The 23,084-nt window shown below is 41.3% G+C and carries 17 protein-coding genes and 2 pseudogenes; 6 read left to right on the forward strand and 13 right to left on the reverse strand.

Translation table 11 applies throughout. The features are described 5' to 3' along the window. Positions 1–545 precede the first annotated feature (545 nt). On the forward strand, positions 546–1,154 hold the full coding sequence (locus tag K0I62_RS09755; protein WP_220067982.1) for a TnsA endonuclease N-terminal domain-containing protein: 609 nt from the start codon (positions 546–548) through the stop codon (positions 1,152–1,154). Next, complete coding sequence (locus tag K0I62_RS09760) at positions 1,154–2,302, forward strand: TnsB C-terminal domain-containing protein (protein WP_220067983.1); 1,149 nt, start codon at positions 1,154–1,156, stop codon at positions 2,300–2,302. The genes K0I62_RS09755 and K0I62_RS09760 overlap by 1 nt, the downstream gene beginning before the upstream one ends. Here the strand turns inward: K0I62_RS09760 and K0I62_RS09765 are convergent. The 4 genes and pseudogenes from K0I62_RS09765 to K0I62_RS09780 form a co-directional block, all read right to left on the reverse strand. Next, a pseudogene (locus K0I62_RS09765) lies at positions 2,299–2,608 on the reverse strand (IS3 family transposase); the annotation flags it as partial. The gene K0I62_RS09760 and the pseudogene K0I62_RS09765 overlap by 4 nt on opposite strands. Positions 2,609–2,628: 20 nt before the next feature. Then, positions 2,629–2,884 (reverse strand): annotated as a pseudogene (locus tag K0I62_RS09770) (integrase core domain-containing protein); the annotation flags it as partial. Between the two features lie 270 nt (positions 2,885–3,154). Beyond that, a complete protein-coding gene (locus tag K0I62_RS09775) occupies positions 3,155–3,634 on the reverse strand; it encodes an Hsp20 family protein (protein ID WP_220067984.1) in 480 nt (159 codons plus the stop codon). A 430-nt stretch (positions 3,635–4,064) separates the two neighbouring features. Continuing rightward, the gene (locus K0I62_RS09780) at positions 4,065–6,164 is read right to left on the reverse strand and encodes a TonB-dependent siderophore receptor (RefSeq protein ID WP_220067985.1); all 2,100 of its coding nucleotides are present in this window, start codon (positions 6,162–6,164) and stop codon (positions 4,065–4,067) included. Positions 6,165–6,383: 219 nt separating this feature from the next. Here K0I62_RS09780 and K0I62_RS09785 point away from each other — a divergent pair, with 219 nt between their 5' ends. Together K0I62_RS09785 and K0I62_RS09790 are read left to right on the forward strand one after the other, a co-directional pair. Beyond that, positions 6,384–7,121 carry a DUF4198 domain-containing protein gene (locus tag K0I62_RS09785; RefSeq protein ID WP_220067986.1) on the forward strand — a complete coding sequence of 246 codons (738 nt, stop codon included), beginning with the start codon at positions 6,384–6,386 and terminating at the stop codon, positions 7,119–7,121. Between the two features lie 552 nt (positions 7,122–7,673). Beyond that, a complete protein-coding gene (locus tag K0I62_RS09790; protein WP_258404971.1) occupies positions 7,674–10,076 on the forward strand; it encodes an AAA family ATPase in 2,403 nt (800 codons plus the stop codon). A 116-nt stretch (positions 10,077–10,192) separates the two neighbouring features. Here K0I62_RS09790 and K0I62_RS09795 read toward each other — a convergent pair whose 3' ends face one another. From K0I62_RS09795 to K0I62_RS09805, 3 genes are all read right to left on the reverse strand, one after another. Continuing rightward, positions 10,193–11,113 (reverse strand): manganese-dependent inorganic pyrophosphatase, encoded by a 921-nt coding sequence (locus tag K0I62_RS09795; protein WP_220067988.1) that lies wholly within the window; start codon positions 11,111–11,113, stop codon positions 10,193–10,195. Between the two features lie 269 nt (positions 11,114–11,382). Continuing rightward, complete coding sequence (locus K0I62_RS09800; protein WP_220067989.1) at positions 11,383–13,962, reverse strand: M1 family metallopeptidase; 2,580 nt, start codon at positions 13,960–13,962, stop codon at positions 11,383–11,385. 305 nt (positions 13,963–14,267) lie between these two features. Beyond that, positions 14,268–14,828: a GNAT family N-acetyltransferase gene (locus K0I62_RS09805; protein ID WP_220067990.1), complete on the reverse strand. Its 561-nt coding sequence runs from the start codon at positions 14,826–14,828 to the stop codon at positions 14,268–14,270. A gap of 125 nt (positions 14,829–14,953) precedes the next feature. On the opposite strand from K0I62_RS09805, the gene K0I62_RS09810 reads away from it, so the two are divergent. Both K0I62_RS09810 and K0I62_RS09815 read left to right on the forward strand, forming a co-directional pair. After that, positions 14,954–15,397, forward strand: a complete 444-nt coding sequence (locus tag K0I62_RS09810; protein ID WP_220067991.1) for an HNH endonuclease — start codon at positions 14,954–14,956, stop codon at positions 15,395–15,397. A 257-nt stretch (positions 15,398–15,654) separates the two neighbouring features. Further along, positions 15,655–16,836, forward strand: a complete 1,182-nt coding sequence (locus tag K0I62_RS09815) for a serine hydrolase domain-containing protein (RefSeq protein WP_220067992.1) — start codon at positions 15,655–15,657, stop codon at positions 16,834–16,836. A 556-nt stretch (positions 16,837–17,392) separates the two neighbouring features. Here the strand turns inward: K0I62_RS09815 and K0I62_RS09820 are convergent. The 6 genes from K0I62_RS09820 to K0I62_RS09845 all read right to left on the reverse strand — a co-directional run bounded on the left by K0I62_RS09820 (position 17,393) and on the right by K0I62_RS09845 (position 22,943). Beyond that, the gene (locus K0I62_RS09820; RefSeq protein WP_220067993.1) at positions 17,393–18,031 is read right to left on the reverse strand and encodes a class I SAM-dependent methyltransferase; all 639 of its coding nucleotides are present in this window, start codon (positions 18,029–18,031) and stop codon (positions 17,393–17,395) included. Positions 18,032–18,101: 70 nt separating this feature from the next. Continuing rightward, on the reverse strand, positions 18,102–19,694 hold the full coding sequence (locus K0I62_RS09825; RefSeq protein WP_220067994.1) for a tetratricopeptide repeat-containing sulfotransferase family protein: 1,593 nt from the start codon (positions 19,692–19,694) through the stop codon (positions 18,102–18,104). 125 nt (positions 19,695–19,819) lie between these two features. Continuing rightward, on the reverse strand, positions 19,820–20,203 hold the full coding sequence (locus K0I62_RS09830) for a hypothetical protein (RefSeq protein WP_220067995.1): 384 nt from the start codon (positions 20,201–20,203) through the stop codon (positions 19,820–19,822). Positions 20,204–20,349: 146 nt separating this feature from the next. Next, positions 20,350–21,120 (reverse strand): tRNA-uridine aminocarboxypropyltransferase, encoded by a 771-nt coding sequence (locus K0I62_RS09835; RefSeq protein WP_220067996.1) that lies wholly within the window; start codon positions 21,118–21,120, stop codon positions 20,350–20,352. A gap of 165 nt (positions 21,121–21,285) precedes the next feature. Continuing rightward, positions 21,286–22,599: a CDP-diacylglycerol--serine O-phosphatidyltransferase gene (gene pssA, locus K0I62_RS09840; protein WP_220067997.1), complete on the reverse strand. Its 1,314-nt coding sequence runs from the start codon at positions 22,597–22,599 to the stop codon at positions 21,286–21,288. An 11-nt stretch (positions 22,600–22,610) separates the two neighbouring features. Continuing rightward, positions 22,611–22,943 (reverse strand): DUF1904 domain-containing protein, encoded by a 333-nt coding sequence (locus K0I62_RS09845; protein WP_220067998.1) that lies wholly within the window; start codon positions 22,941–22,943, stop codon positions 22,611–22,613. Between the last annotated feature and the right edge of the window lie 141 nt (positions 22,944–23,084).

Raw genomic sequence — 23,084 nt, forward strand, 5'->3', positions numbered from 1 at the left:
TAAAAACACCTATCTAGACAGCTAGTTGAAGAGCACTTTCAAAAATTAAGAATATTTAATGTAGAAAAATGCCTATTTTGAGATGAAAAACGAACGGGGCCACTTAGAAAAATAAACATTGACTGCTAAGTCTTTAAAGCAGAAAGAAAAACTTATTCACAGCATATTCACTCCGGTTGCGTGAGTAAATTGTCAGACTGCTATTTTGTAACAAAACATTAAAAATAAACAAGCAGACAAAAGCATATAAAACAATCACTTAGAGTATTTGGCTTTATTTGGTTTCAAAAAATTTCGAAGTCTGATTTAGTGTTTTTATCCACAAAATATTTTGAGGTTGGGTGTAACAGTAAACATAAATGTGTCGTAATACGCGGACTTAAAAATTTTCTAATGTTTTTTTGAAATTTTTAGAGGCTGATTTTTCGGAGGTTTTTTTGATTTTTTGTCGTTGGAGGCGGTAAGCCCCCAAAAACTGAGTTAAACACCTGTTTACGTGCCAATAGGCTACTATTTGTTCAGCGCGACATGATGAGGAAAAAAAATTGAATACGCGACGTTTACCCAGAATGCGGAGAGGACGTAACGTAACATGGATGTTCAGTGCCAAGAATGACAAGTCGGTTTTTACTGACTCATTCTTAGAGCAGTCCTATGCCTATCTGCTCGAGTTATCTACAGAGGTAAAGCATTATGCTACTCAACCAGAGAGCATGAAAATCAAGGTTGATGGCAGAACATTAAGCTATACCCCTGACTTTTTGGTCGAAGACCATGACGGGTACTCTTACTACGTCGAAGTTCATCATTCCAACTTCATTGATCAAGCGTTTTTGTCCAAGATGGAAGCGGTTCGCAAGTTTATCAGTCTAAACACCCCATCAAATTTTATTATCATTACCGAGCATGATTTGCCGGTTGAGGTCGCATTAAACCTAAAACTCATTTCCAACGACAGAAATGCGAAAGCGTTACCATTTCTTGAAGTAAACGCCCTTCCCGTTGAGCTGACGTTTGGTGAGCTCTATTCAATTTTGACCCCCTTAAGCTCGGATCCAAGCGGGGCCATCTATGAGTTACTTGCTAGAAAGGCTTATCTCTTCGAAGCATCACAGACATTAAACCCTAATTCTGTCTTGAGGAGGGCTAACTGATGATTCCACAAGCAGTGTCCTTTTCTGGTCGCTATCTAAATGAAGCGGGTGTGATGTTGACGCCTATTTTTGCCGATGAAGAAATGACTATTCTTGCTAAAGAAGATAATCAGGGGCAGCGGGAGTACATTAAAACATCACTATTTGCTCAGAAGTTGCTCAATGGTGATATACAGGAAGTTCTCCCACAGCGTGTAGCCCCTGTGATGACGAAGCAACAAGAAATAGCATTCAAACGAAAACTAGCTTACGTGAAAACACTACACGAGATAGTTAATGCTCTGGGGAAAGACCTCGCACCAACAACGCAAGCAGCCTTCGAAGAACTTAAGTCAAGGTTATTAGCCACTCAACCTGAGTTAGTCTATGACTGCATGCCCGGTAGAACGACCATTTGTAGTTATTGGCACACTTGGGTAACCAATGGTTACGATGACAATTCTTTGATGCCTAAGAAAAGAAAACAGTCTATTCGTCTAGATCCTATATCAGAAGAGTATCTTGAAGAAAGGATCTTTAAAGACTTCTGCAACGGGCAACACCATAACCTGACCGCTTGTTACAGAGCCTATAAGTCAGATGTCGATGGAGAGGATAACGAAATCAAGGCTGTTTCCCTTAGCACTTATCGCAGACGTGTACTGAACATGAGTGAATTCGAACACAGACTGAAAGACCCAAACCTTCACCCGTCTGAACGCTCTAAGATATTCAGCACATTATGCAAGAAAATTAAGTTGAACTATGCTGGCGAACGAATTGAAGTCGACCGAATGTCCCCCAACCTCTGCTTAATAGATGATGAGACTGGCTTACCAACAGAAAAGGTCGATATCTATATCGCCTTCGATGCGTACAGCCGTGTTCCAGTTGGTGTGACACTGGAATTTGGTCAAGGTGAAAACAAAGAATCAGTGACAAGGTTGATCCAATCTATCTATGAGTCGGACAATTATTTACCGACTAGTATAAAGCCCCATGAATTGGTAGCGGATAATGGATCTGGTTTTAACAACAGTATCTTTCATAAATTAGGTGAAGGTTTAGGCGTGACTGTTACATATAACCCCGCCTATTCACCAATGATGAAGCCATTTGTTGAATCGTTTAACAATACAATGCGTAATGGTAAGCCCCTAGTTTCTTAGACACTTAACTGTTTCTCAAAGTACTGTTTTTCGAACTGCACAGGAGACAGTCCATTATTACTACCATGACGACGCACAGGATTATAGAAATATTCGATATAGTTAAATATTTCTGAGCGAGCTTCATCTCTGTTTTTATAGATTTTTCTCTTAACTCTATCTTTCTTCAGCAACGAGAAAAAGCTTTCCGCGACAGCATTATCATGACAGTTTCCTCGTCGATTCATACTGGCTTCTAAATTGTGCTCTTTTAAGAAGCTACGCCAATCAGAACATGTATTGCACTCCTTGGTCGGAATGTATCAAACCTTATGTCCACTTCCCCTTTAATGAGACAATTCTAAGCTAGAGTTTTCCAGTTTTGCCCGATAAGCTGCCGGAGGCAGGTTACCGAGACTTTCATGTGTTCTTTCTTCGTTGTAATCCAAGCGCCAGAACCAGGCCATGTCTCTCACCTGACTGAGATTTTCAAACAGATAAGCATCAAGGAACTCTCTGCGGAATGAACCATTGAAGCGTTCAAAAACCATTTTGTTGTGGCTTACCTGGCTGGATATATACCAGTTCAATATTATGGTGCTCAGGACTGAAATCTGATATCTTCTTCCCTCAGTCAACTGCTGATAACTCATAGTGATACTCTTTTTTCTTTGGCGAGATAAAGCCTACCACTTTCAGCAGTTGGCTTCTTCTACGCCTCAATTAAGAGTGTCGCAGTTATTATCTGAATTCGGTCTTAACAAAAATATTGTAGATTCAATTTTTCGCTTTCCTCCCAACTCGACTGAACATAATCTCTTGTGGTTAATGAAGAGATGGAGGGTGTCATTAACACCCTCCTTCAATACCGCATCAAGCGGCTTTGTCACTTTTCACTTCTTTTTCCTGTGATTGATGAGATAAAGCCTTTTGTGCTTGGTTAATGGGGATCGACTTAGGTTTCATGGCTTCTGGAACCTCTTTGACCAAAGAGATTATCAATAAACCATTAGATAAATCTGCGCCAGTCACTTCGACGTAATCCGCTAAATTGAACTTACGTTCGAAATTTCGATTGGCTATCCCTTGATAGAGATATGTGTGCTCATCGTTTTGGCCTCGATGCCCTTTCACGCTGAGTACCCCCTGCTCTACTTGGATTTCGAGTTCATCTTGAGAAAAACCAGCTACGGCAACCGAAATTGCATAACGAGATTCATCAAGTATTTCAATATTGTAAGGGGGGTAAGCACTTGAAGAGGCATCAGATGCTAACGCACTGTCAATCAAGGATGCTAAGCGATCGAAACCAATACTGCTACGGTATAGTGGGGTTAAATCAACTGAGTTCATAATATATCCTCCGTAAGAAGCAACATAAAATAAAGACAATTAATGGTGATTAAATCTCTGTCACAGACAACCTAACCACATGAAATAAATTAAGGTCGAAAAATAAAAAACCAAGAGGTAATGCTAGAAATTTTTTTTATAAAAATAGCATTTTTTATAAGATTTTAGAGAAATTGATGAGTTTAAACAGCACCATGTATTCCTAATTATTGATTTTAAAAGGAATTGCATGGTTATCCGCTAGGCCTACATGTGGCTGGCCAAATTGTCTTATCTACAACATCTTGGCTTCATCAACAAAAAACGAACCCGAAGGTTCGTTTCCATTTTTAAGTAGAGCACTGCCCCACAAACTCCTTGATAAAGAACTCCTCGAAAAAGAATGGGGGCTCAAATTATCACCGTTAAGCCAAATGCATTTTAATTTAGATTAAAAATTATAATTTAAGCTAACCTTATAATTTACTGGCTCACCTGGTTGAGTCCAAATAGCAGAGTAGGAGTTAGCATAATAAGTTTTATCCAACACGTTATTTACAACAAACTGGACACTCAAATCATCATTAACGTGGTAATTTGCGAACAGGTTTACCAAGGTGTATGACGGTAAGTAATACGTAGGATCAATGACTTCACCTAATCGCTCACCAACATATTGAACCGACATACCAATTGTCGAATTTGAGTCGATTAGATCACTTAAATCTCTCTTAAGACGAGCATTTGCACTGTGTTTGGGAATATTAAGTAACGGGCTACCTTTTGGTAAACTTACCCACCAATCTGTATTAACCGTATCTTTTGCCGTTTTAGCATCGGTGTATGTATAAGCAAGGTCAAACGACGTTTGGTCGGTAATATCACCGTGTAACTCTAACTCAACCCCTTCGCTAGTAACCTCGCCTAACGCCCTAGATATACCGGCTTGCAAATCTGTGCTTAGCATGTTGCTCTTTTCAGCGCTAAATACTGTCAAACTACCACTGACAATATGGGTATTAAATTTAACCCCGACCTCAAAAGAGGTTGTTTCTTCAGGATCAAATGCGTCTCCATTTACATCGTAACCACTATTAGGCCTAAAACCTTCAGAGTAACTGGTATAGAGCTGTAGGTCGTCAGAATGGGCATACACTACACCTGCACGAGGGCTAAATGTACTTTGATCAGCCTCAGATTGAGTTAAATTGATGTGGTTATCGATTCGCTGATCAAACCAATCGTAACGACCCCCAACTTGTATTTTCCATTGCTCAGTGATGTCTATTTGATCTTGAATATAAACCCCATAGCTATGCTGTACTTCAGTACTATCAAATAGCAGTGAACCTTCAGGCGCCGTTTTTCCATACACAGGGTTGTACATATTTATTGCATAACTGGTGTCATCAAGAGTGGGACGGTATCTATACCAGTGTTTATCAAAATCAAACTTGCTGGCATCAGCACCAATTAATAGATGGTGCGTCAAACCAGCAGCTTCTACACTACCGCTAACCTCTACACGTGCAGACATATAGTTAGTTTGAAAGTCGCGCTGGTTATGTTGCCTACTCAGTGTTACTCCATCAATAAAGTAAACTTGTCGGCTAGGAGCCAGTTCGGCATCACTCGATTCGCTTAAAAATTCCGAATCATTATAACTAAAGCCAGTTAAAAGGGACCATTGTCCAATTTGATGCTCAAGGGTAAGCTGATGAGAAATAGCATTTACTTCTGTAGGTTTGTCACTTGGTTCACCTAAAAAAGTCTCGATAGGCAATGCATCAATTTTTCCGTCTATAGCCACAATACCACGATCAAACGTCGAACTTTGATCAACGTACTCTAGCTCATAATTTAATTTTGTGTTATCTGAAATTATCCATAATATTGAAGGTGTTAATACTGTTTTATTCGATTCATGATAGTCTCTAAAGCTTTCACTATCTTCAACAGCACCATTGACTCTAAAGGCTAATTGCTCCGAAATGGCATTGGTATAGTCACCTTCAGCGCGATAGCTTTGCCAGCTACCGGCAGTAACTTTCACATATCCTTGTTGTTCAAACTTTGGCTTTTTTGTAATGATATTAATAGTACCACCAGGCTCTGAACGGCCATAAAGTGCAGAGCCGGTACCTTTCATGATTTCGACATAATCAATATTACTCGTATCACGGACACCGCTAAAACTTCGCCCGGACGAAAATCCGTTAATTAAAAAGCCCGATGGAATATTCTCATCACCCACTAAGCCACGTATTGCAAAGCTTTCCCACAATCCACCGAAATCATTTTGTTCAGCAATACTCGGCGTTAAATCGAATATGTCACTTAAGGTGGTTACCCCAGCGTCATTGAGTGTTTCAGCAGAAATAAATTCAACACTTTGTGGTTGTTCGTTCAAAGGCACATCACCACGAAAAGCTTGCCTAACACCCGATACTGATATTTTTTCTATGTTGGGTGACTCAGTGGTGGCATATACGGACGATGTTAAAATTGCGCTAATAACGACTGAAAGCGCTGATTTTTGGTATCTGTTCATTCTATCTCTCGGTATCAACTTTACTTATTCATTAAGGCTTTTGTTAAACATTTAAAATCTAACCACGCCAGTTATTGAACATGTAAATGGTAACGGTTATCATTTGCGGTATGGTATAGAAATATTACAACGAGAACCAGCCTTTCAAGTCACAGAAATTACAAAAAATGTAAAAATAAAACCTAATTAACAACCAAAGTAACAACCTTAGAGAAGACGATGAAAAAACTTACTTTAGCTTGCATTATATTAGTCATGTCGATATCAACCATATACAGCTCAGAGATACAAGCCCATGCAATATGGTTTGCAGAGCGATCATCGCAACTTGCCCTGATATATGGTGAAGGTGCACAAGACTTAGATACAGTTAAGCGGCAGAACAAAATCAAAAGTGTTACTGGTTATAACAAAAGTTGGCAAGAAAAAAGCGTGGAACTTGTTGAGTCTGGACCTATGATGATATTGAGTGATAACTCGGTTTATGCTGTTACAGGCATGCTCGATAATGGTTTGTGGAGTAAAACAAAAGATGGCAAATGGTTTGCCAATGGTCGTGATGAGATACCCGATGCAATCTTAAGCGAGCACACAAAAAAACATGCTGTACATTTACGTGGGCCACTTGTTGAAATTCCTCCACTTAAAGAGCAACAATTGCAAATTCTCCCCATAGGCAATTCGTTTTCAGACCAGAAAGGCACAATGGTTAGCTACCGTATAATCTTCAATGGTAAAGCGGTTAAAGGTGCTAAAGTGATAAATGACATTGTAAACGACCCAGATCAAAAGCCTATGATAAGCAATGATGATGGTGTAGTCACATTACCACTACGCAACCAAGGTTTGAACGTAGTTGCCGCAATATATGATGAGGAAAGTACAAATCTAGCAATATTTGATAAAATTGAGCACTTAGCAACACTGTCATTTATTTTGCCCCACGCCGCAGAATGATATTTAAAAATTAGTTAATTGTATTCAAGAAAACCATTGTGGGTCTTGGCTTCTATACTATTAAGACAAGACCCTATTTAAGCAATGAGTCACCATCATTAAACCTGTCACGTTTAGTATTGCATAAGTCAGCCAGACTCGTTAACACAGCATCAAAAGTGCAAAAAACACGCTGAGTCGATCATTTTCTTATACTGATTGGTATAAAAGTCAGTTTGGCAATCCATGTCTCTCATTCGTGAACTTGAAGCCGCTTCACAACACCTTGTCGTCGAAGTATTTACACATTAGCCTACTGCAAATAATTTCAAAATGTGACTGTTCAATTTTTAGGAGAGATTACCGCTGTGTGTCTCTCGCGACCGTTATGTCTTTATGCTCCCGTCGACTGGTTGGTAGGTAGATAACCGGATGGCGACTGGTTCTGGTTATATAATGAGCATTTGACGAGGCTATTTAGCCAAAAAACGGTTATTCATCAATAAAGTACTGAAATTTAAAAATCTCATGCCTACACTGAGGTTAATATCTGTCATAAAAGGTAATTCATCTATGCCAATCTCCCCTCTTACCAGTGACAAACTTTATTGCCATTGTGAGCTGTCAGGCTTGGCGCCCGATATCAAGTCAACAAAACACCTAACACCGCTTAATGAAATAGTGGGCCAAGAACGAGCGCAAGGTGCTGTCGAGTTCGCAATGTCGATGAAAGACAAAGGCTATAACATCTATGCTATTGGCCGTAATGGTTTAGGTAAGCGCACCATGGTAATGCGATATTTAGATCGCTATGAGCCTAGTGGTCATCATCAGCTATATGACTGGTGTTATGTGGTTAACTTTGATGATGCACGAACACCAAAGGTGTTAAAGCTTCCTCAAGGGCATGGTGTTCAATTTAAAAAAGATGTTGAGCAATTGATGAAACGGCTTGTTAAAGCATTGCCGTTGGCGTTCGACAATGAAATGTATTACGCACGGGCCGAAAAATTAAAGTCACAGTTAGCGACCAGACAAGAAAACGCCCTCACCCAACTCACAAAAGAAGCGGCTTCTAAAAATATTAGCCTTAGCATCACAGCTCAAGGTAGCTATGAGTTAGTGGCGATGAATGGTGAAGAACCCCATAGCGAAGCGTCTTTTGCTGCGCTAAGTAATAAAGAACAGGAACAACTAGAACAGCAAATTGGTGAGTTGGAATCGAAACTGCGTGAAGTGGTGCGAAAATTTACCGCCTGGGAAGAACGGTATTCCGAAAAGCAACAAAAGCATGACGAACAAGTTGCGCAAGATGTTTTAATCCATCTGATTGATCCGTTAAAAGAAGCTTATGCCGAACAAGGTGAAATTAAAGCCCACCTAAATGAAATGCATAAAGATATTATTGATAATCTCGATATTTTCCTAGAGCAAAATGAAGAGCAAGTTGCCCTATCCTACGCGTCACTCGAAAAGAAGATGCCTCGGCGTTATCAAGTTAATGTATTAGTTAATCACGCAAATAAAGTGATGCCGATTGTGATAGAGGAAAGCCCTAACTATCACAATATCTTTGGTTATATCGAAAACGCTACTTTTAAAGGCACCATTTTTTCAGATTTCTCATTGATCCGCGCCGGAAGTTTGCACAAAGCTAATGGCGGCGTGTTGATGATCGATGCTATTAAGGTACTAGAACAACCTTACGTATGGGATGGATTAAAACGAGCGCTGCGGTCAAGAAAGCTTAGCCTCAGTTCACTGGAGCGTGAAGTAACTTTGTCGGGCACCATCTCTCTTGACCCAGAAGCCATTCCGTTAGATGTGAAAATTATTCTGTTTGGTGACTATCAAACATACCAACTTTTACAGCATTATGACCCTGAATTTAAAGAACTATTTAGAGTCACTGCCGACTTTGAAGATGAAATGCCAAGAACCGATGCGTCAGAAGCTCTATATGCCAAATTTATTTCGAGTATAGTTCATGGCAACAAAATGCTGCATTGCGACCGTGGTGCAATAAAACGCATCATCGAATTTAGCTCACGTCAGGCGGATGCACAAAACAAGCTTTCGCTTCATTCAGCGGATATTGCAAACTTGCTGCGTGAATCTAACTACGTAGCTAAATCTAGTAATGCTAACATGATAAGGCTTGGCCACGTTGAGCAAGCGCTGCGTAATCATGAACATAGGGTATGTCGTCTTAGAGACAACATTATGCAAAGCTTTGTTAATGGGACTACCTTAATCGACACTCAAAACGCTGTTGTGGGTCAAATTAATGCGCTGTCGGTGCTGTCAACCTCTGATCACCAGTTTGGTGCACCGAACCGGATCACGGCGACCGTTGCTTTTGGGGAAGGAGCGGTATTTGATATCGAACGTAAAGTTGAACTTGGTGGCAGCATTCACTCCAAGGGGGTGATGATTTTAACCGCCTACCTTGCCACGGTTTTGGGGCAAACTGATAAGATTCCATTAACCACTCACCTCACCTTTGAACAAAATTATGGTGGGGTCGACGGTGACAGCGCATCGATGGCTGAGCTTTGCACCATTATCTCGGCGTTTGCTAAGTTACCACTTAGGCAAGATGTTGCGATAACGGGTTCTATGAACCAATTTGGGCAAGCTCAACCTATTGGCGGTGTGAATGAAAAGATTGAAGGCTTCTTTGATGTTTGCACTATAAAAGGACGCTGCAATACCCAAGGGGTCATTATCCCTAAATCGAATGTTCAAAACTTAATGTTGCGATCCGATATTGTTGATGCTGTTAAAAAAGGTACCTTTTCCATATGGGCGATTGACCATGTAACGGAAGCAATAGAGATATTAATGGGTGTGCAGGCTGGCGAGCGCGATTTTGAGTTTGAAGATTATGCTGATGATTCAGTATTTGGGATCGCAGATAGACGACTACAAAAACTCAGAGCCCATATAAAAAGCCAAGCTAAGTCCGCTAAATAGACGCTATTTTTATTAATGATAGCCATCGTAAACATAACAGCAAAATGGCCGGTAAATCACCGGCCATTTGATTGATCTTTTAACCGAACACTCGGCTTATCTATTTGTCTGCTTGATTAAGCAAAAGCATCTTGCAATGGTGGTACAACTTGCTTCTTGCGACTAAGAACGCCATCTAACCAAACTCGGCCGTTCTCGGTTGCTTTGCCGTAGGCGCGTGCAGTCAAGTCATCACAATCTGATACCACCAGCATTTCAGAACCTTCTTTCATAATATCTGTTAGTAATAACAACACACTATGACGATTACCTTCTGCTTTTAGCGCAGCAATATCTGCTTCAAGCTCGGCTTTGATATCATCAAATACAGACAGATCAATCACCTCAAGCTGGCCGATACCGATTAAGTTACCGTTCATGTTGAAGTCTTTAAAGTCACGCATAACAAGATCGCGAACCGGTGTGCCTTCAACGGCTGATTTAACCTTAAACATCTCCATGCCTAGGGCTTTAAAATCTTCAATTCCAGCAATTTCGGCTAATGCTTCAACACATCTAATATCGGCAGTTGTGCAGGTTGGCGATTTAAAAATAACGGTGTCGCTTAAGATGGCGCACAGCATGATGCCTGCGATGTCTTTTGGAATTTCAACATTGTAGAAATCATACATCATCTTAATAACGGTATTACTGCAGCCGACTGGACGGATCCAACACTCGAGCGGAGTCGATGTAGTTAGGTCACCTAACTTATGGTGATCAACGATCCCCACAATGGTAGCTTGAGCAATATCATCTGGTGCTTGAGTTAATTCTGAATGATCAACAATGTAAACTTGTTCGCCAGCATAGCTCTCTTTGAACTCAGGAGCTTCGAAACCGAAACGTTCGAGTATGAATGCTGTCTCTGGAGAAAGTTCACCAAGACGCGCTGGAATAGCCGCTTCGCCGATCTGATTTTTAAGATAAGCGAGTGCGATAGCGCCGCAAATAGAATCTGAATCTGGGATCTTATGTCCCACAACGTACATTGGCATAGTTAATTCTCACGGTAAAATTTGCCGCATTTTACCAAAGAAGAATAAAATTTACATTAGCTAAAAACATTAATTAGTTAGCGCGAAGTAACCCCATATGTGTTTTTTGCTTACCCTAATAAGTTTAGCCCAAGCTCTAAGGATGGGGTCAAAACGTCGTGACGGAACCTGCATAAGGAAAATACAATGCTATTGGTGATCTGCGTTGTGACGTAGATTAGCAAAAACAAGAGCCCGCATAGCGAGCTCTTGTTAACGTAATGGTTCGATTAATGATTTTTCAAGAAACGATCGACGCTGGCCTGCTCTCTTGCCTTGAGTTGTACACAGTCTCTAACACGCTCTTCGAGTTTCGACAGGCTTCTGGCATAACCAGGAACCGTATCTATCTTGGTTGAGAAAAATGCATTTGCACGTGCAAGCGACTCGAGGTCGCAACTACCGACTAAAAATCCGGGTAGACGAGGTAATGCGAACGGCGGTAATTTATCAGCAAGCGCCGCATAATTAGCATATACCCAGTTGCTAAAGGCCGTCTGACGTGCCTTGGTATAATGTTGACCAGCAAACAGATAACTTAGATCTGGCGCGGTTAGCTTTTCACTTAAGCTATATGCCAATATATCTTGCTGCAGTTTCCCCTCTGATGCATAACCTAATGCATACAACAGATTTGTTCTTTGCTGTGGGTCTTTGGTTGTTTCAAAAACCTGTTTAACCTTCTTAAGTAGTGCTGCATCACCATGAAATACGGCAAGTTGTAAATAGGTGCTAATAAGATAGGGATCGACTTCAATTGGCGTATCTAAATAGCGCAGTGTTTGGGCCTTTGCCGTTGCAATAATATTAACATCGTGGCCTTCAAAGCCTAATAACGCAATTAGCAATGGGCGTAACTTACTGATCTGAGCATCTTCACCCGATTTAGTGGTTAAGCCGTAGGAGTCTAGCGCGTTTCGCGCTTTTTGAGTGACAAATTTTGCCCATAATTCGCGGTTACTGTCATCGACAAAGGTGCCCTTTTGCGCTTGCAAATAACCAAGTGCATCGGAGACAATTTGTGGATGCTTATCATTGATAAACTCTCCTAAGATATTGAACAGATCGCCACCAGAAATATACCCTGCTTCGAGTAGTGCGTCAGCTGCCGAAATTAATGCTTTACGCTCTTTGGGGGTTAGCGCCGTTTTACTGTTGCTGAGCAATATCGCCATCTGATCGGCTGTTAATAACCAGCGGTAATAGCCCATGCCTTGTGCATCAGGGAATACCCACTTAGGTGCAAATGGGAGTTCAAATGTTTTACTCGGCGCGTCCAGCAGTAATGTTTGCTCGCTAACTTGGTGACTATCGCCAAACTTGACTGATACAGGCACTGTCCAGGTCTGTGCGGGTGCCTTGGTTGCCGCCGAGACGAAGCGCTGTTGATTCAAGGTTAATTTGTTACCTGACACGTCAACGCTGATTAAAGGATAAGAGGATTGTTCAATAAAGGTTTTTAATACCTTGGCCACATTTTTACCCGAGGCTTTAGCTAACGCATTCCATAGATCATCTGCCGTGGTATTTTTGTATGCATGGGCCTTTATGTAATTACGTATTCCCGATTTAAAGGCTTCTTCTCCAATCCAATTTTCTACCATAGAAAGCACGGATTCGCCTTTACTGTATGCGAGCCCTAGCCCATCCATAATATCAGCTTCGGTTTTGATTGGCTTACGAATGGGCTTAGTCGATAGACGCGCATCAACGTCCATTACACGATTTTTTGATAAACGTAAATTAGACTCAAACTCTGGATGGGTCTGATGAGTGATCTTTGAGGCCATCCAACTGGCAAATGCTTCGTTTAGCCACAGATCGTTCCACCATTTCATGGTCACTAAATTGCCATACCATTGATGAGCAAGCTCATGAGCGACAATGGATACCGTGCGTTGACGCGCATTTTGAGTGGCGTTGCTGTCATCGAGTAACAAGATATCTTCGCGATATGTGACTAACCCAGCGTTCTCCATCGCACCAAAAGGAAACTCAGGCACAGCAACAGAATCGAGTTTGGCATAAGGGTAATCGACACCAAAATACTCTTCTAATGCACCTAGCACTATAGGCATCTGTTCGGCAGCATACTTAGCTAATTCAATTTTGCCCTTAGTCGTGATCACCCTGCCCGGTATTTTCATGCCAGTCACTTCAAGCTCTTCAAACTGACCTACAGCGAATGCGACGAGATACGATGGGATCGGTTTGGTTTGGGCAAATGTATGACGCGTTAGCTCACCTTTTACCACCGTCTCCATTTCAGGTGTGTTGCTATACACCTTTTCGTCGCTAGGCGCGGTGATGGTTACTTGAAACGGAATTTTATATTCAGGTTCGTCAAATACAGGGAATGCTCTACGAGCATCGCTCATCTCAAATTGAGTAAACAGATAAGGTAGGTCGGCATCGATAGTTTTGTACAACCCGACAGATTGGCGGTTGTAAGGCGCAGCAAAGTCCATTGATAAGGTATATTTGCCTGGGGCAATCTCATCGTCGCATTTGAGTTTAACGATACCAGTATCAAGCATATTGGCGTTCATATCACATTGAAACGCGCCATCAAGCTTAATGTTAGATACCGTATAAGCGACACCATTAATATCGATAATGTGTGTTGGGCTAAGCACTTCTATTTGGATCTGCGTTGAACCTGAAAAGCTATCGAGCTTGGGATCTAAGTTGAAGTTTATGGCTTGGGAAAGTGGCTTTGCGACTTTACTTAAGACATATTCATTAGCGCTTAGCGATGCACTGCTACATAGCGCCGCGGTCACGATTGCTGAAGTGACAATACGGTACATGGGATTCCTTTAATTTAATAATGATACCAAGCGCCCTCGTTAGTTTATCCGATCTTTCTTGTATACCTTCTCTTTTCATGACGTTATAACCAGTTTTATATTTGCTATAAGTCTGCTTTTTAATTAAGAAAAATAGAGCTGCTAAGGAGTTTGATTGGTACTTCTGAACGTGCCATAGGACGTAGCAGCGATAATGGCTGCAGTGTCGTGTGGCGATTTTGTGGCAAATGTTACAAAATTGACTGCTTTATAGCTAGCCTAGTACACATCTGCTTACCAAAACATCTAGGTACCAAAATAAAGCATTAAAGTTTATCTGCTGACATTTGGTAATGAACCACCTCAACATAGCCCTTTGGCGTAGGGTATTGAGCTATTTGGTTAAAGGTCATTCCCAATTTTTGCATGATCTTTATTGATGCTAAGTTACCCTCATCAGCAACGGCCGAAAGGTAACTAACATCCGTTTGCTTTGCGATTTGTGTGGCGACCGCACTTGCCGCCTCTGTCGCGTAACCTTTACCCCAGCAACACTGCTTAAAGCGCCAACCGACCTCAATATCATGATACTGGGGGCTGTCGCCAAAAAAGTCCATGGGACGCACTAAAATCCACCCAATATAGCGCGATGATAAAGCGCTATTGTCGCTCAGAGTGCTGACTTTCCAGATGCCCCAACCCTTCTCTGGATTGGTATAAGCCTTAAGCCGTGGTAATAAGATATTGCTGATCTCGTCCATAGTGCTAGGCCTACCGCCGTTAATATAGCGCATTACCTCTGGGTCTTGATCTAGCTCAAACAGCAACTGACCGTCATCTTGGCCCATCATCTCAAAACATAATCGAGGACTATTGGCTATGTTCATATTTGGCTCCTTATACCTACGACGGCTATTCCATGGCCAGATATAATAGCCTTAATATTGACTCGCTATCAATTTAACCTGTTAACAAGGTAAGTTAATCAAAAAGCTTAAAAAGGAGTATGTCGATGGAAAGGTGTTTTAGCGTCACGTTTAGGATTGCCAATAGAGTTCGTACTAAACATTACAAAACGGAGCAAAGTGCAATGCGGGGCATTGGTAAGTGGCTGGTTAAACATCAAGATGAGCGTGATATCAACGCCTCATTTTTTAGTGAAACCCAAGGCCATTTAAGTTTTGATGCCCCTTTTGAAGAATCACCGCTAAGTGAAAACGTCGATTTCTATAAAAGCAAAGCCTGGCTAAAGTTGCGTTTAGAGGCATTAGAACGTTATGGCCGCCGCTGTGTCTCTTGTGGTGCATCGGTGCACACGGGCGTTGTATTGCATGTTGACCACATAAAACCTAGGTCGCTTTATCCACAACTCGCACTCGATATCAACAACTTACAAATTTTGTGTGAAGCATGCAACTTAGGGAAAATGGCATCAATGGAGCAAGATTGGCGTTAAGTCATATTGAGGTTAGATCACTGGGAGTGAAGTACCGAATTGTTCAAATATGGAGTAAATGCTAGCTATTTGTGTGTTCGTTAAGCAATTTGACATAAAACTTTTGAATTAGACTTACATCTTGCTAATGGGTTAGCTAGTATGGCTCGATTAAAAGTACGACCAATTACCATAAATTGGCGTTTTCTCTATAAAAGGTAGCGTTGAGCAACCATAATAATTAATACCGTATACATACGGATTATCGGGTATTTTTAATGTTTTTAAAAACGGTCATATCGTCTTTGGCAGTTTTCTGTAGTAGTGCCGCTATCTATAGTTCCTGTGTAGACGCCTCCCAATATCATACCGTCAGTGATGATTTTAAACAGCAGTTTCAAAAACGCTTAAAAAAGAATAAGGTGCCAGGTGGCGCATTTGTTATTGTTGAAGGCGACAAAATTGTTAACCTCGGCACTTTCGGTAAACGTCATAAAGGCGGTGATGAAAAGATCAATGCAGATACGGTATTTAGACTTGCTTCAGTCTCTAAAACCTTTGCCGGAACACTAGCAAGCTTATTGGTTCATGAGCATAAACTCAGTTGGCAGCAACCGATAACCACCTATCTGCCAGCGTTTTCACTTGCCCCACCCGCTAAAAGTACAGAGATAACCCTTGGTCATGTCATTGGCCAAAGTACAGGGTTGATGCCCAACAGCTATGACAACCTGATTAACGCCAATATTAAATTCGACGACATTTTACCTAAATTTGCAGATTTGACCCCTATGTGTGACCCTGGTGTTTGCTATAGCTATCAAAACGTTGCTTTCTCTTTTATTGAACAAGCGATTGAACAGCAAAGTGGCCAGCGTTATGAACAGGTGATTAATCAGCGTCTATTTGAACCTCTGGATATGAAAACCGCATCGGTCGGTTTTGATGCATTCAATCAGGTTAGTAATCGTGCAGAGCCGCATATCAAGACCCGTTTTGGTTTCAAGCAAGTGAAAGTTAAACCTAATTACTATCAACTGTTACCCGCTGCGGGTGTGAATGCCAGCATAACCGATATATCCAAATGGTTAATCGCTAACATGGGCCATCGACAGGATGTTATTTCTTCGCGAGTCATTGAAGATGTGACGACACCAGGAGTTCGAACGACCAAAGAGCTACGCCGTCGTGAATGGAAAGCCTATTTAGACGATGCGCATTATGGTAAAGGTTGGCGTGTGTATGATTTTCAAGGTCACCCGCTTATTTACCATGCGGGATGGGTCGCTGGATATGTTACTGAAATTGCCTATTCGCCAGAGCTCAATGTCGGGATGGCAATGCTGCTAAATGGCGAGTCTAGGGTGATAGCAGAACTTGGCGCTTATTTTTGGCATGATCTATTTAGCCATGCAAAGCAAAATAGCAAAATAGTTGCAAAAGGAATGGGCAAAGATTAACGCAACAATGTAGCGCTTGGTCGTAGAGGTGATGCTGCGAATGTTTTGTAGCTGCTTGTTAAATTCTGTCTTGCAACCTCTACTAAAAGTTATTTAACAAAAGTTATTTAATAAAAGTGCGAATTGAAAATGCCACCACTTAACATATTGTTTTACTTGTTTTTATCATGGTATAGTTTCAGAAAAAAAGAAGAGACCGGAGGGAGGCCTCTTCAAAAAGGGGCTGACATATATATTAACAATACAGATTAACATCGGTGTATTGTGCATATGTCACTCAGTTTTAACGGCGATGAATGCCAAAACTGTATTAGCTAATACGAGCGAACTCGTGAAAACGATCAATGAGGCTGGCATGGGTGGGTTCTGTTGCTGGTAGTTTTGATGTTTGCCGTATCCAATAGACTATAATTACAAAGAATAATTATTCGGTTTTATGCAGCTTTAAAAATATAACCCCGATAATTTTTTGCCCTTCATTCATTATTTTGAATAGTTACTCATCCCGAGCGCTCAGCCCCAATCGACATTTCTCTAATCGATAGTGGTAACTTAATCAATTGACGTTACCACTATCTCTTTGCAGCACTAACGTTTGCCAAAATACCTGTGTCCGCCCAAGTTTATCTGTGTCTCTGTCGCTGCATTCGATAACTTCTAGGTGTGCCTTCTTAGCTAATGTTTCAATCTCTTCAACGCTAACTGGATGCAGTACTCTTGTATCTTCATTAGGCCCAAAGCGCAGCGAAATGATCAGGCGTCCATTAGGCGTCATTAATTTTGCTAAGGTTTGTAATGCTGTAAGTCGTTCCTCAGGAGGAATGTGCATCCATACCGCACTTAATAAGATCAGGTTAAAGCTGTTTCGGTAAACTGTCAGGCGATTCAATCGTGGTAAGTGATCATCAATCCAATTAACGTTGAGGTCACTCGTATATCGTGCGCCAAACTCTGCAAGTTTATAGGCGGGTTCAACCGCAACCACTTCAACCGTTTGAAGATTTGTAGATTGCTCGGCTAAATACTTCGCATCACGACCATTGCCAGCACCAACATCTAATACCCTAAATATCGACTCTTGCTGATTGATAAGATCGTTAAGATGGTGTAGCCAGCTAACATGAACCTCTTCAAAAGAAGTCAATAAATACCTGCGCGCTAGCATATTCGCATTGTCATTATAGAAATTGTTCATGAATAAAACTCACTATTAAAATCAACTGCTTAATAAGTAAAAAATACAAAGATTAAGTATCCATATCGTACTACGCATTACCGTTAACAAAGCCCAGATAATCTTGCCAGCTGACATCTTTAACCATATTAAACGCAGAGATAATCTCTTTCATCTGCTTAACTTGTGTATCACCAAAAGGTAACCGACAAAATGCTAAAACCCGACTTATTTGCGATTCGGGAAGATCGACTAAGGCTTCATAACTGACATCAAGCACGAAACCAGGCAGCGTTTGGTGCCAATAAGCCATAAGTGCTTCATATTCTTGTCTATATAACTCGAACTCTTTTAATGAGCATAAATGCGGCTCACTCTTTTCGAAGTAGTGTTGATACACCGACCAAGATACCGCTTCGGGTTGGCGAGTCAGGTTGATGACTTTGGCGTTGGGAAACAGTTTATAAATTAAGCCGACCGTTTGAAAATTTGCGGGGGATCTATCGATAATATGGGTGATATCGGGATGAAAGACTCGGCTATCACCACGAATAGCCTTGGTATCAAATTCTGGGTTCACATATTGCTTCAATTTCCTCAGGTATAACTCACCGAGCGTATTTAGCTGCTGTACATCGAGATCGCTGATACAGCGGGGATAATGTTTAGCGGTTAACTTATATGCTGATGAAAGTACATCGTCGTTGAGATAGTCACACTCCCCTGCACTGCCGATTTGATTATGCTTGACCAATAACTGCTCAAGTATACTGGCACCGGTGCGGGGTAATCCTAAAATGAAAATAGGTGTAATATCAAAGTGTCTATCACTATGTACCGAGATTGCTCCTTTGTTGACAAAGGTTTTAATTGAATGAAAATAGGCGGCTAACTCGGAAGTACTGACACAGCAACCTTGATGTTGCAAATTGTTAGCTTGTTGATAGTGATCAAACGCTAGGCGATGCGCTTGCCTGTGATGAAACAAATGACCCAAGCAATAATGGAGTACGATCCGAGCGCTATTTAATGTCACCGCATCGTTATTGATGTTTGCGTCGATATTCGTGTTGATATTGTCACATAACTGATTAAGCCTCAATGCCTTCTCTAATAACCGATTTACAGCTTTAGTTGATGTGTTATCTCCCACATTCATATTGAGATTGGCGACAGGGTCTGCATGGATCACTAGCTGACTGAGCGACAGTAAGCATTGCGAGTAAATAGATACTTCTTCAATGGATAGCTCGCAAGGATGAGCATTGTCGGTGAGTCCTAAACCTGATAGAGCAAGTAATAGGTGCGCTTTAGCTTGCTCTAATTCCCCCATTGCTATTTGTTGTCGACCTAATTGATAACGCAATGTGGGCGACTCGGGAACAATTTGATTTGCGTAATTTAATACCGTTAACGCATCTTCCGCAGCGTTAACCATATTAAACGCCTCTGCTAGCAAAGATAATGGTGTAGTGTCGCCAGCTAAAAACTCACAGGACTGGCTAAGAAGCTCAACGGCCTTATGGCCATTTTTTGAAAGCAGGGCTAACTTCCCTAATCCCATATAGGCATAACCGGTTTCTTTTGAGGTTGGTCGATTGTGGGTAAGCGCTGTAAATATTTGCTGCGCTAAATAATACTCACCCTGCGCTATATGCTGCTCGGCTTGTTCTATAGAAGACAAAATACTATCCCTAACAGTGACTCCCTAATGTACTAACCATTATTAAGCCACGTTAAGCTTATGTTGTATATGGTTAAGTTGTTTTTGACCGATTGCGAAAATAAACAAAGTAGTCAGTGATAGGTTTATGCAATGCGAGTAACCGTTAAAGAGCCCCAGCGTTCGCAAAACTCCCATCGATGCTTTTTACAAAAATAAATGGCTTGGTAACGATTGAATGTGAGCTGCAGATCGTCTGAAGGCGATTTAACCTTTGCAATAAACTGAGCGTGAGACATTAGTTGGTATTGATAGAGTGAAAGGGATTGGTACGGGGTTAATGATGTAAATCTTGGCAATAACGAATAATTAAAGTGATTAGTGGGACTAGAAGACATCAACTGCAGCTTTTTAACATAGAGGTCATGTTTGGGAGCAGCGTTTGCAGCGTAGAGCGTTAACATCACGCCAATAGCGAGGTTAAAACGGAAAATGCCAAGCTTGATAAGTCTGTGCTGCCATGAAATCAAAAAGCCTACCTTATTCGTTAGCTAGAATAATTAATATAGGGACTTTCGTTGTAAAAGGCAAAACATACGCTAACGACGCAGGCCAAGTAACTGTGACCAATATATGATGCGCTTTTTCCACTCAGACTTTGTTCACTTATGCACCATTAATTCTGGCTAGGTTCTAGGCTTTGTTCGAACGCTTGTCTGAGCGCTGTTAACGGTGAAAGGTCATGTGTGCTCTTACGGCTACGGCTAAAAAGTGACGATTCTATAAATAAAGAAAACCACATATTGAGACTAGCAGCGTTGTTAACCTCGCCGGCACAGCCCAGTGCCAACGCAGCAACCTCTGCAGTGCCCAATTGAAAATCACGGCTACCTTTCCTTAAACCGTAACGAGCGGCGGTTTCTGGTGTAAATGACAGCATTGGCAAATGATGCAGATAAGGGCTTTTATTGAACATTTTAATGGCCTCGCGCCAGCTACCATCGAGCAGAATAAATAATGGTCGCTTACTTTGTTGCTCATTAGCGCTTTGTTGCGATATAGCGTCAACGACCTGTTGATCGGGCGCTGCATATGCTCCGGGAAACACCAGATAGGGTTGATAGCTTGGATCACTTAATAGTTGTAATAGCTTACGATTAGCATAGTTACGCGACCAGATATAAGCGTGGGTATCGGGAATAAGATCAGCGATTAATCGTCCTGAGTTACTTGGTTTTAATACTTCATCGTCATACATGATCAATAAAAAGCTAACATTGGAGTTTAACTGTCGACGAAATTCACAGGTACAAAATGACTTTGCAAGTAAACATGACTCACATCGTATCAAGTTTTTACCGCGTGCATTATAGGGTCTAGTCGAAATTGCTTTTCTATACTGATAACGCAGATGAACCGCATGAGGTTTAATACCGAGTTGAGTCATTTTTGCCTTTAAATTTTTTGAATGCAAACATAGCCATTATATCAAGGAGTGCCATGAGTCGTAACAAGCTTAATTCATTACGCATGAAGTTGATAATAAAAAAGCGAGCCTTAAGCTCGCTCATTTATGGCATCAAAAATTATATCTGGCTTAAACGTGTGTCTGCTAGAGTATTCTGCGAAGCAAAAAGTCGGCTTTTAAGCGACGAATACGATTCATGATCTTTCTTACCGGTGTCGGATAATCATGTAATGTTTCTATTTGACTGTAATGATAAAGACGCTCAGTGTGCTCAAGGATATGATGCTGCTCTGTATTAAACTGCTCTTTCCAACAGCCTGTTTCATCTTGCAATAGTAAACCATTTTCTAAATCCAGCGCCCAAGCTCTTGGATTGAGATTAGAGCCTGTAATGAGATGGTTGCAATTATCAGCGCTGATACCTTTGAGGTGATAACTATTACGCCCATGCTTCCATAAGTGAATGTTCAGTTGTCCTGAATCAATAGCCCACTGCTGACGCTTAGCAAACTTACGCAACGATTGTTCGTATAAATAGGGTAATGCCCCTATTGTCGAAAACGCTTCTTCTGGTGGTATATAAAAATCGTTAGAGGTTTTATCCCCTACAACAATATCGATACGCTTACCTTGTTTGAGGTGCTTTGACAGTGCTCTTGATAAAATATATGGCGGATTAAAGTAAGGCGTACAGATAAACAGCGACTGTTTTGATTGGCTAACCAAATCGATGATTAACTTGTTAAGCTTATTACGTTTACGACCAAGGCCAACAACGGGTGTAATACGATTACCGGTTTTGGTGGACTTAAATTCATACTTAGCTGCACTAAGACGTGTTTTAAGGGTGCGTACATCCACTTTATCGGGCAGTTGCTCACAGTCTTTTGATTGCGTTAACGAGGTTACCGCTTTGTCATTTTCAATATAGTCTTTAACCATCTGCCTCATCGAGCGAGCAAGCTCAGGCGACGAGATCACATGATAACGGTCAAAACGGTACTTATCACCTTGATGCAGATAGATGTTATTTAGACTCGCGCCACTAAAAATAACGGTATCGTCAATAATAAAACCTTTAAGGTGCAAAACCCCCATGAACTCACGGGATTTAACTGGCACACCTAAGATCTTAATAGGATGCTCAGCCTTCTGGGCAAACTTGCTGTACATCAAGTAATTGCCACTATCGCCTTTGTGACCGATTAACCCACGTCGTGCGCGATGAAAATCAACTAAAACGGTCACATCTAATTCAGGGTTATTGGCTTTTGCAAGCATTAAAGCGCTAAGGATCTCTCGCCCTGCTTCATCATCTTCTAGATAAAGTGCGGCAATGGTAATTGCAAATTTTGCCTGAGCGATCTGCTGCAGTAATTCGGCTTTTAGTGCCGTTGGCGTTAACAACCAACGAATAGCATCGTCTGGTAACGCAATTCCACCTAGCTTATCCAGCAAGGCATCCTCCTTTAAAAATGGTGTCCATCACGGTAGTAGCAACTTGGCAATAATGCCGTGAACATGATTGAGATATGCTTCGCCGATAAATAAACCGATAATATGGCTTGGCGAATAACTTGCTCCACTGCGTGATGTGTTTCAGGGTCTTTAGGGAACCAGAGTACTTCAACCTGTACAAAGTCTCTGTCCACCTCTCCATGGCGATAACTAATACTCTGCACCCAGTCTAGCGTAAAGTTACTTGGGGCTGTTTGGCAAAGTACCGCTAATTCATCGATTAACGTCTTGCTGATGTCTCTGACCGCCTCTTGTGGTAAGCCGCGCATACGAATATGTGGCATAGTGGTCCCATCCCTAATCTTTAAGGAGATAGAAATTACCGATTTAAGCCTCTAGGGGCAAGGTTTTTCTGCTGTAATGGGAGTCCTGTCGGTAAATAGTGCTTTTAATTTAACCAAATAGCCGAATTTGCTCAGAGTTTT

This window comes from Shewanella psychrotolerans, assembly GCF_019457595.1.
GTDB lineage: Bacteria > Pseudomonadota > Gammaproteobacteria > Enterobacterales > Shewanellaceae > Shewanella > Shewanella psychrotolerans.

Bases quoted from the DNA above. Each gene is read 5' to 3' on its own strand.
- K0I62_RS09760 (WP_220067983.1), top strand. From the start codon at position 1,154: ATGATTCCACAAGCAGTGTCCTTTTCTGGTCGCTATCTAAATGAAGCG.
- K0I62_RS09775 (WP_220067984.1), bottom strand. From the start codon at position 3,634: ATGAACTCAGTTGATTTAACCCCACTATACCGTAGCAGTATTGGTTTC.
- K0I62_RS09780 (WP_220067985.1), bottom strand. From the start codon at position 6,164: ATGAACAGATACCAAAAATCAGCGCTTTCAGTCGTTATTAGCGCAATT.
- K0I62_RS09785 (WP_220067986.1), top strand. From the start codon at position 6,384: ATGAAAAAACTTACTTTAGCTTGCATTATATTAGTCATGTCGATATCA.
- K0I62_RS09790 (WP_258404971.1), top strand. From the start codon at position 7,674: ATGCCAATCTCCCCTCTTACCAGTGACAAACTTTATTGCCATTGTGAG.
- K0I62_RS09795 (WP_220067988.1), bottom strand. From the start codon at position 11,113: ATGCCAATGTACGTTGTGGGACATAAGATCCCAGATTCAGATTCTATT.
- K0I62_RS09800 (WP_220067989.1), bottom strand. From the start codon at position 13,962: ATGTACCGTATTGTCACTTCAGCAATCGTGACCGCGGCGCTATGTAGC.
- K0I62_RS09805 (WP_220067990.1), bottom strand. From the start codon at position 14,828: ATGAACATAGCCAATAGTCCTCGATTATGTTTTGAGATGATGGGCCAA.
- K0I62_RS09810 (WP_220067991.1), top strand. From the start codon at position 14,954: ATGGAAAGGTGTTTTAGCGTCACGTTTAGGATTGCCAATAGAGTTCGT.
- K0I62_RS09815 (WP_220067992.1), top strand. From the start codon at position 15,655: ATGTTTTTAAAAACGGTCATATCGTCTTTGGCAGTTTTCTGTAGTAGT.
- K0I62_RS09820 (WP_220067993.1), bottom strand. From the start codon at position 18,031: ATGAACAATTTCTATAATGACAATGCGAATATGCTAGCGCGCAGGTAT.
- K0I62_RS09835 (WP_220067996.1), bottom strand. From the start codon at position 21,120: ATGACTCAACTCGGTATTAAACCTCATGCGGTTCATCTGCGTTATCAG.
- K0I62_RS09845 (WP_220067998.1), bottom strand. From the start codon at position 22,943: ATGCCACATATTCGTATGCGCGGCTTACCACAAGAGGCGGTCAGAGAC.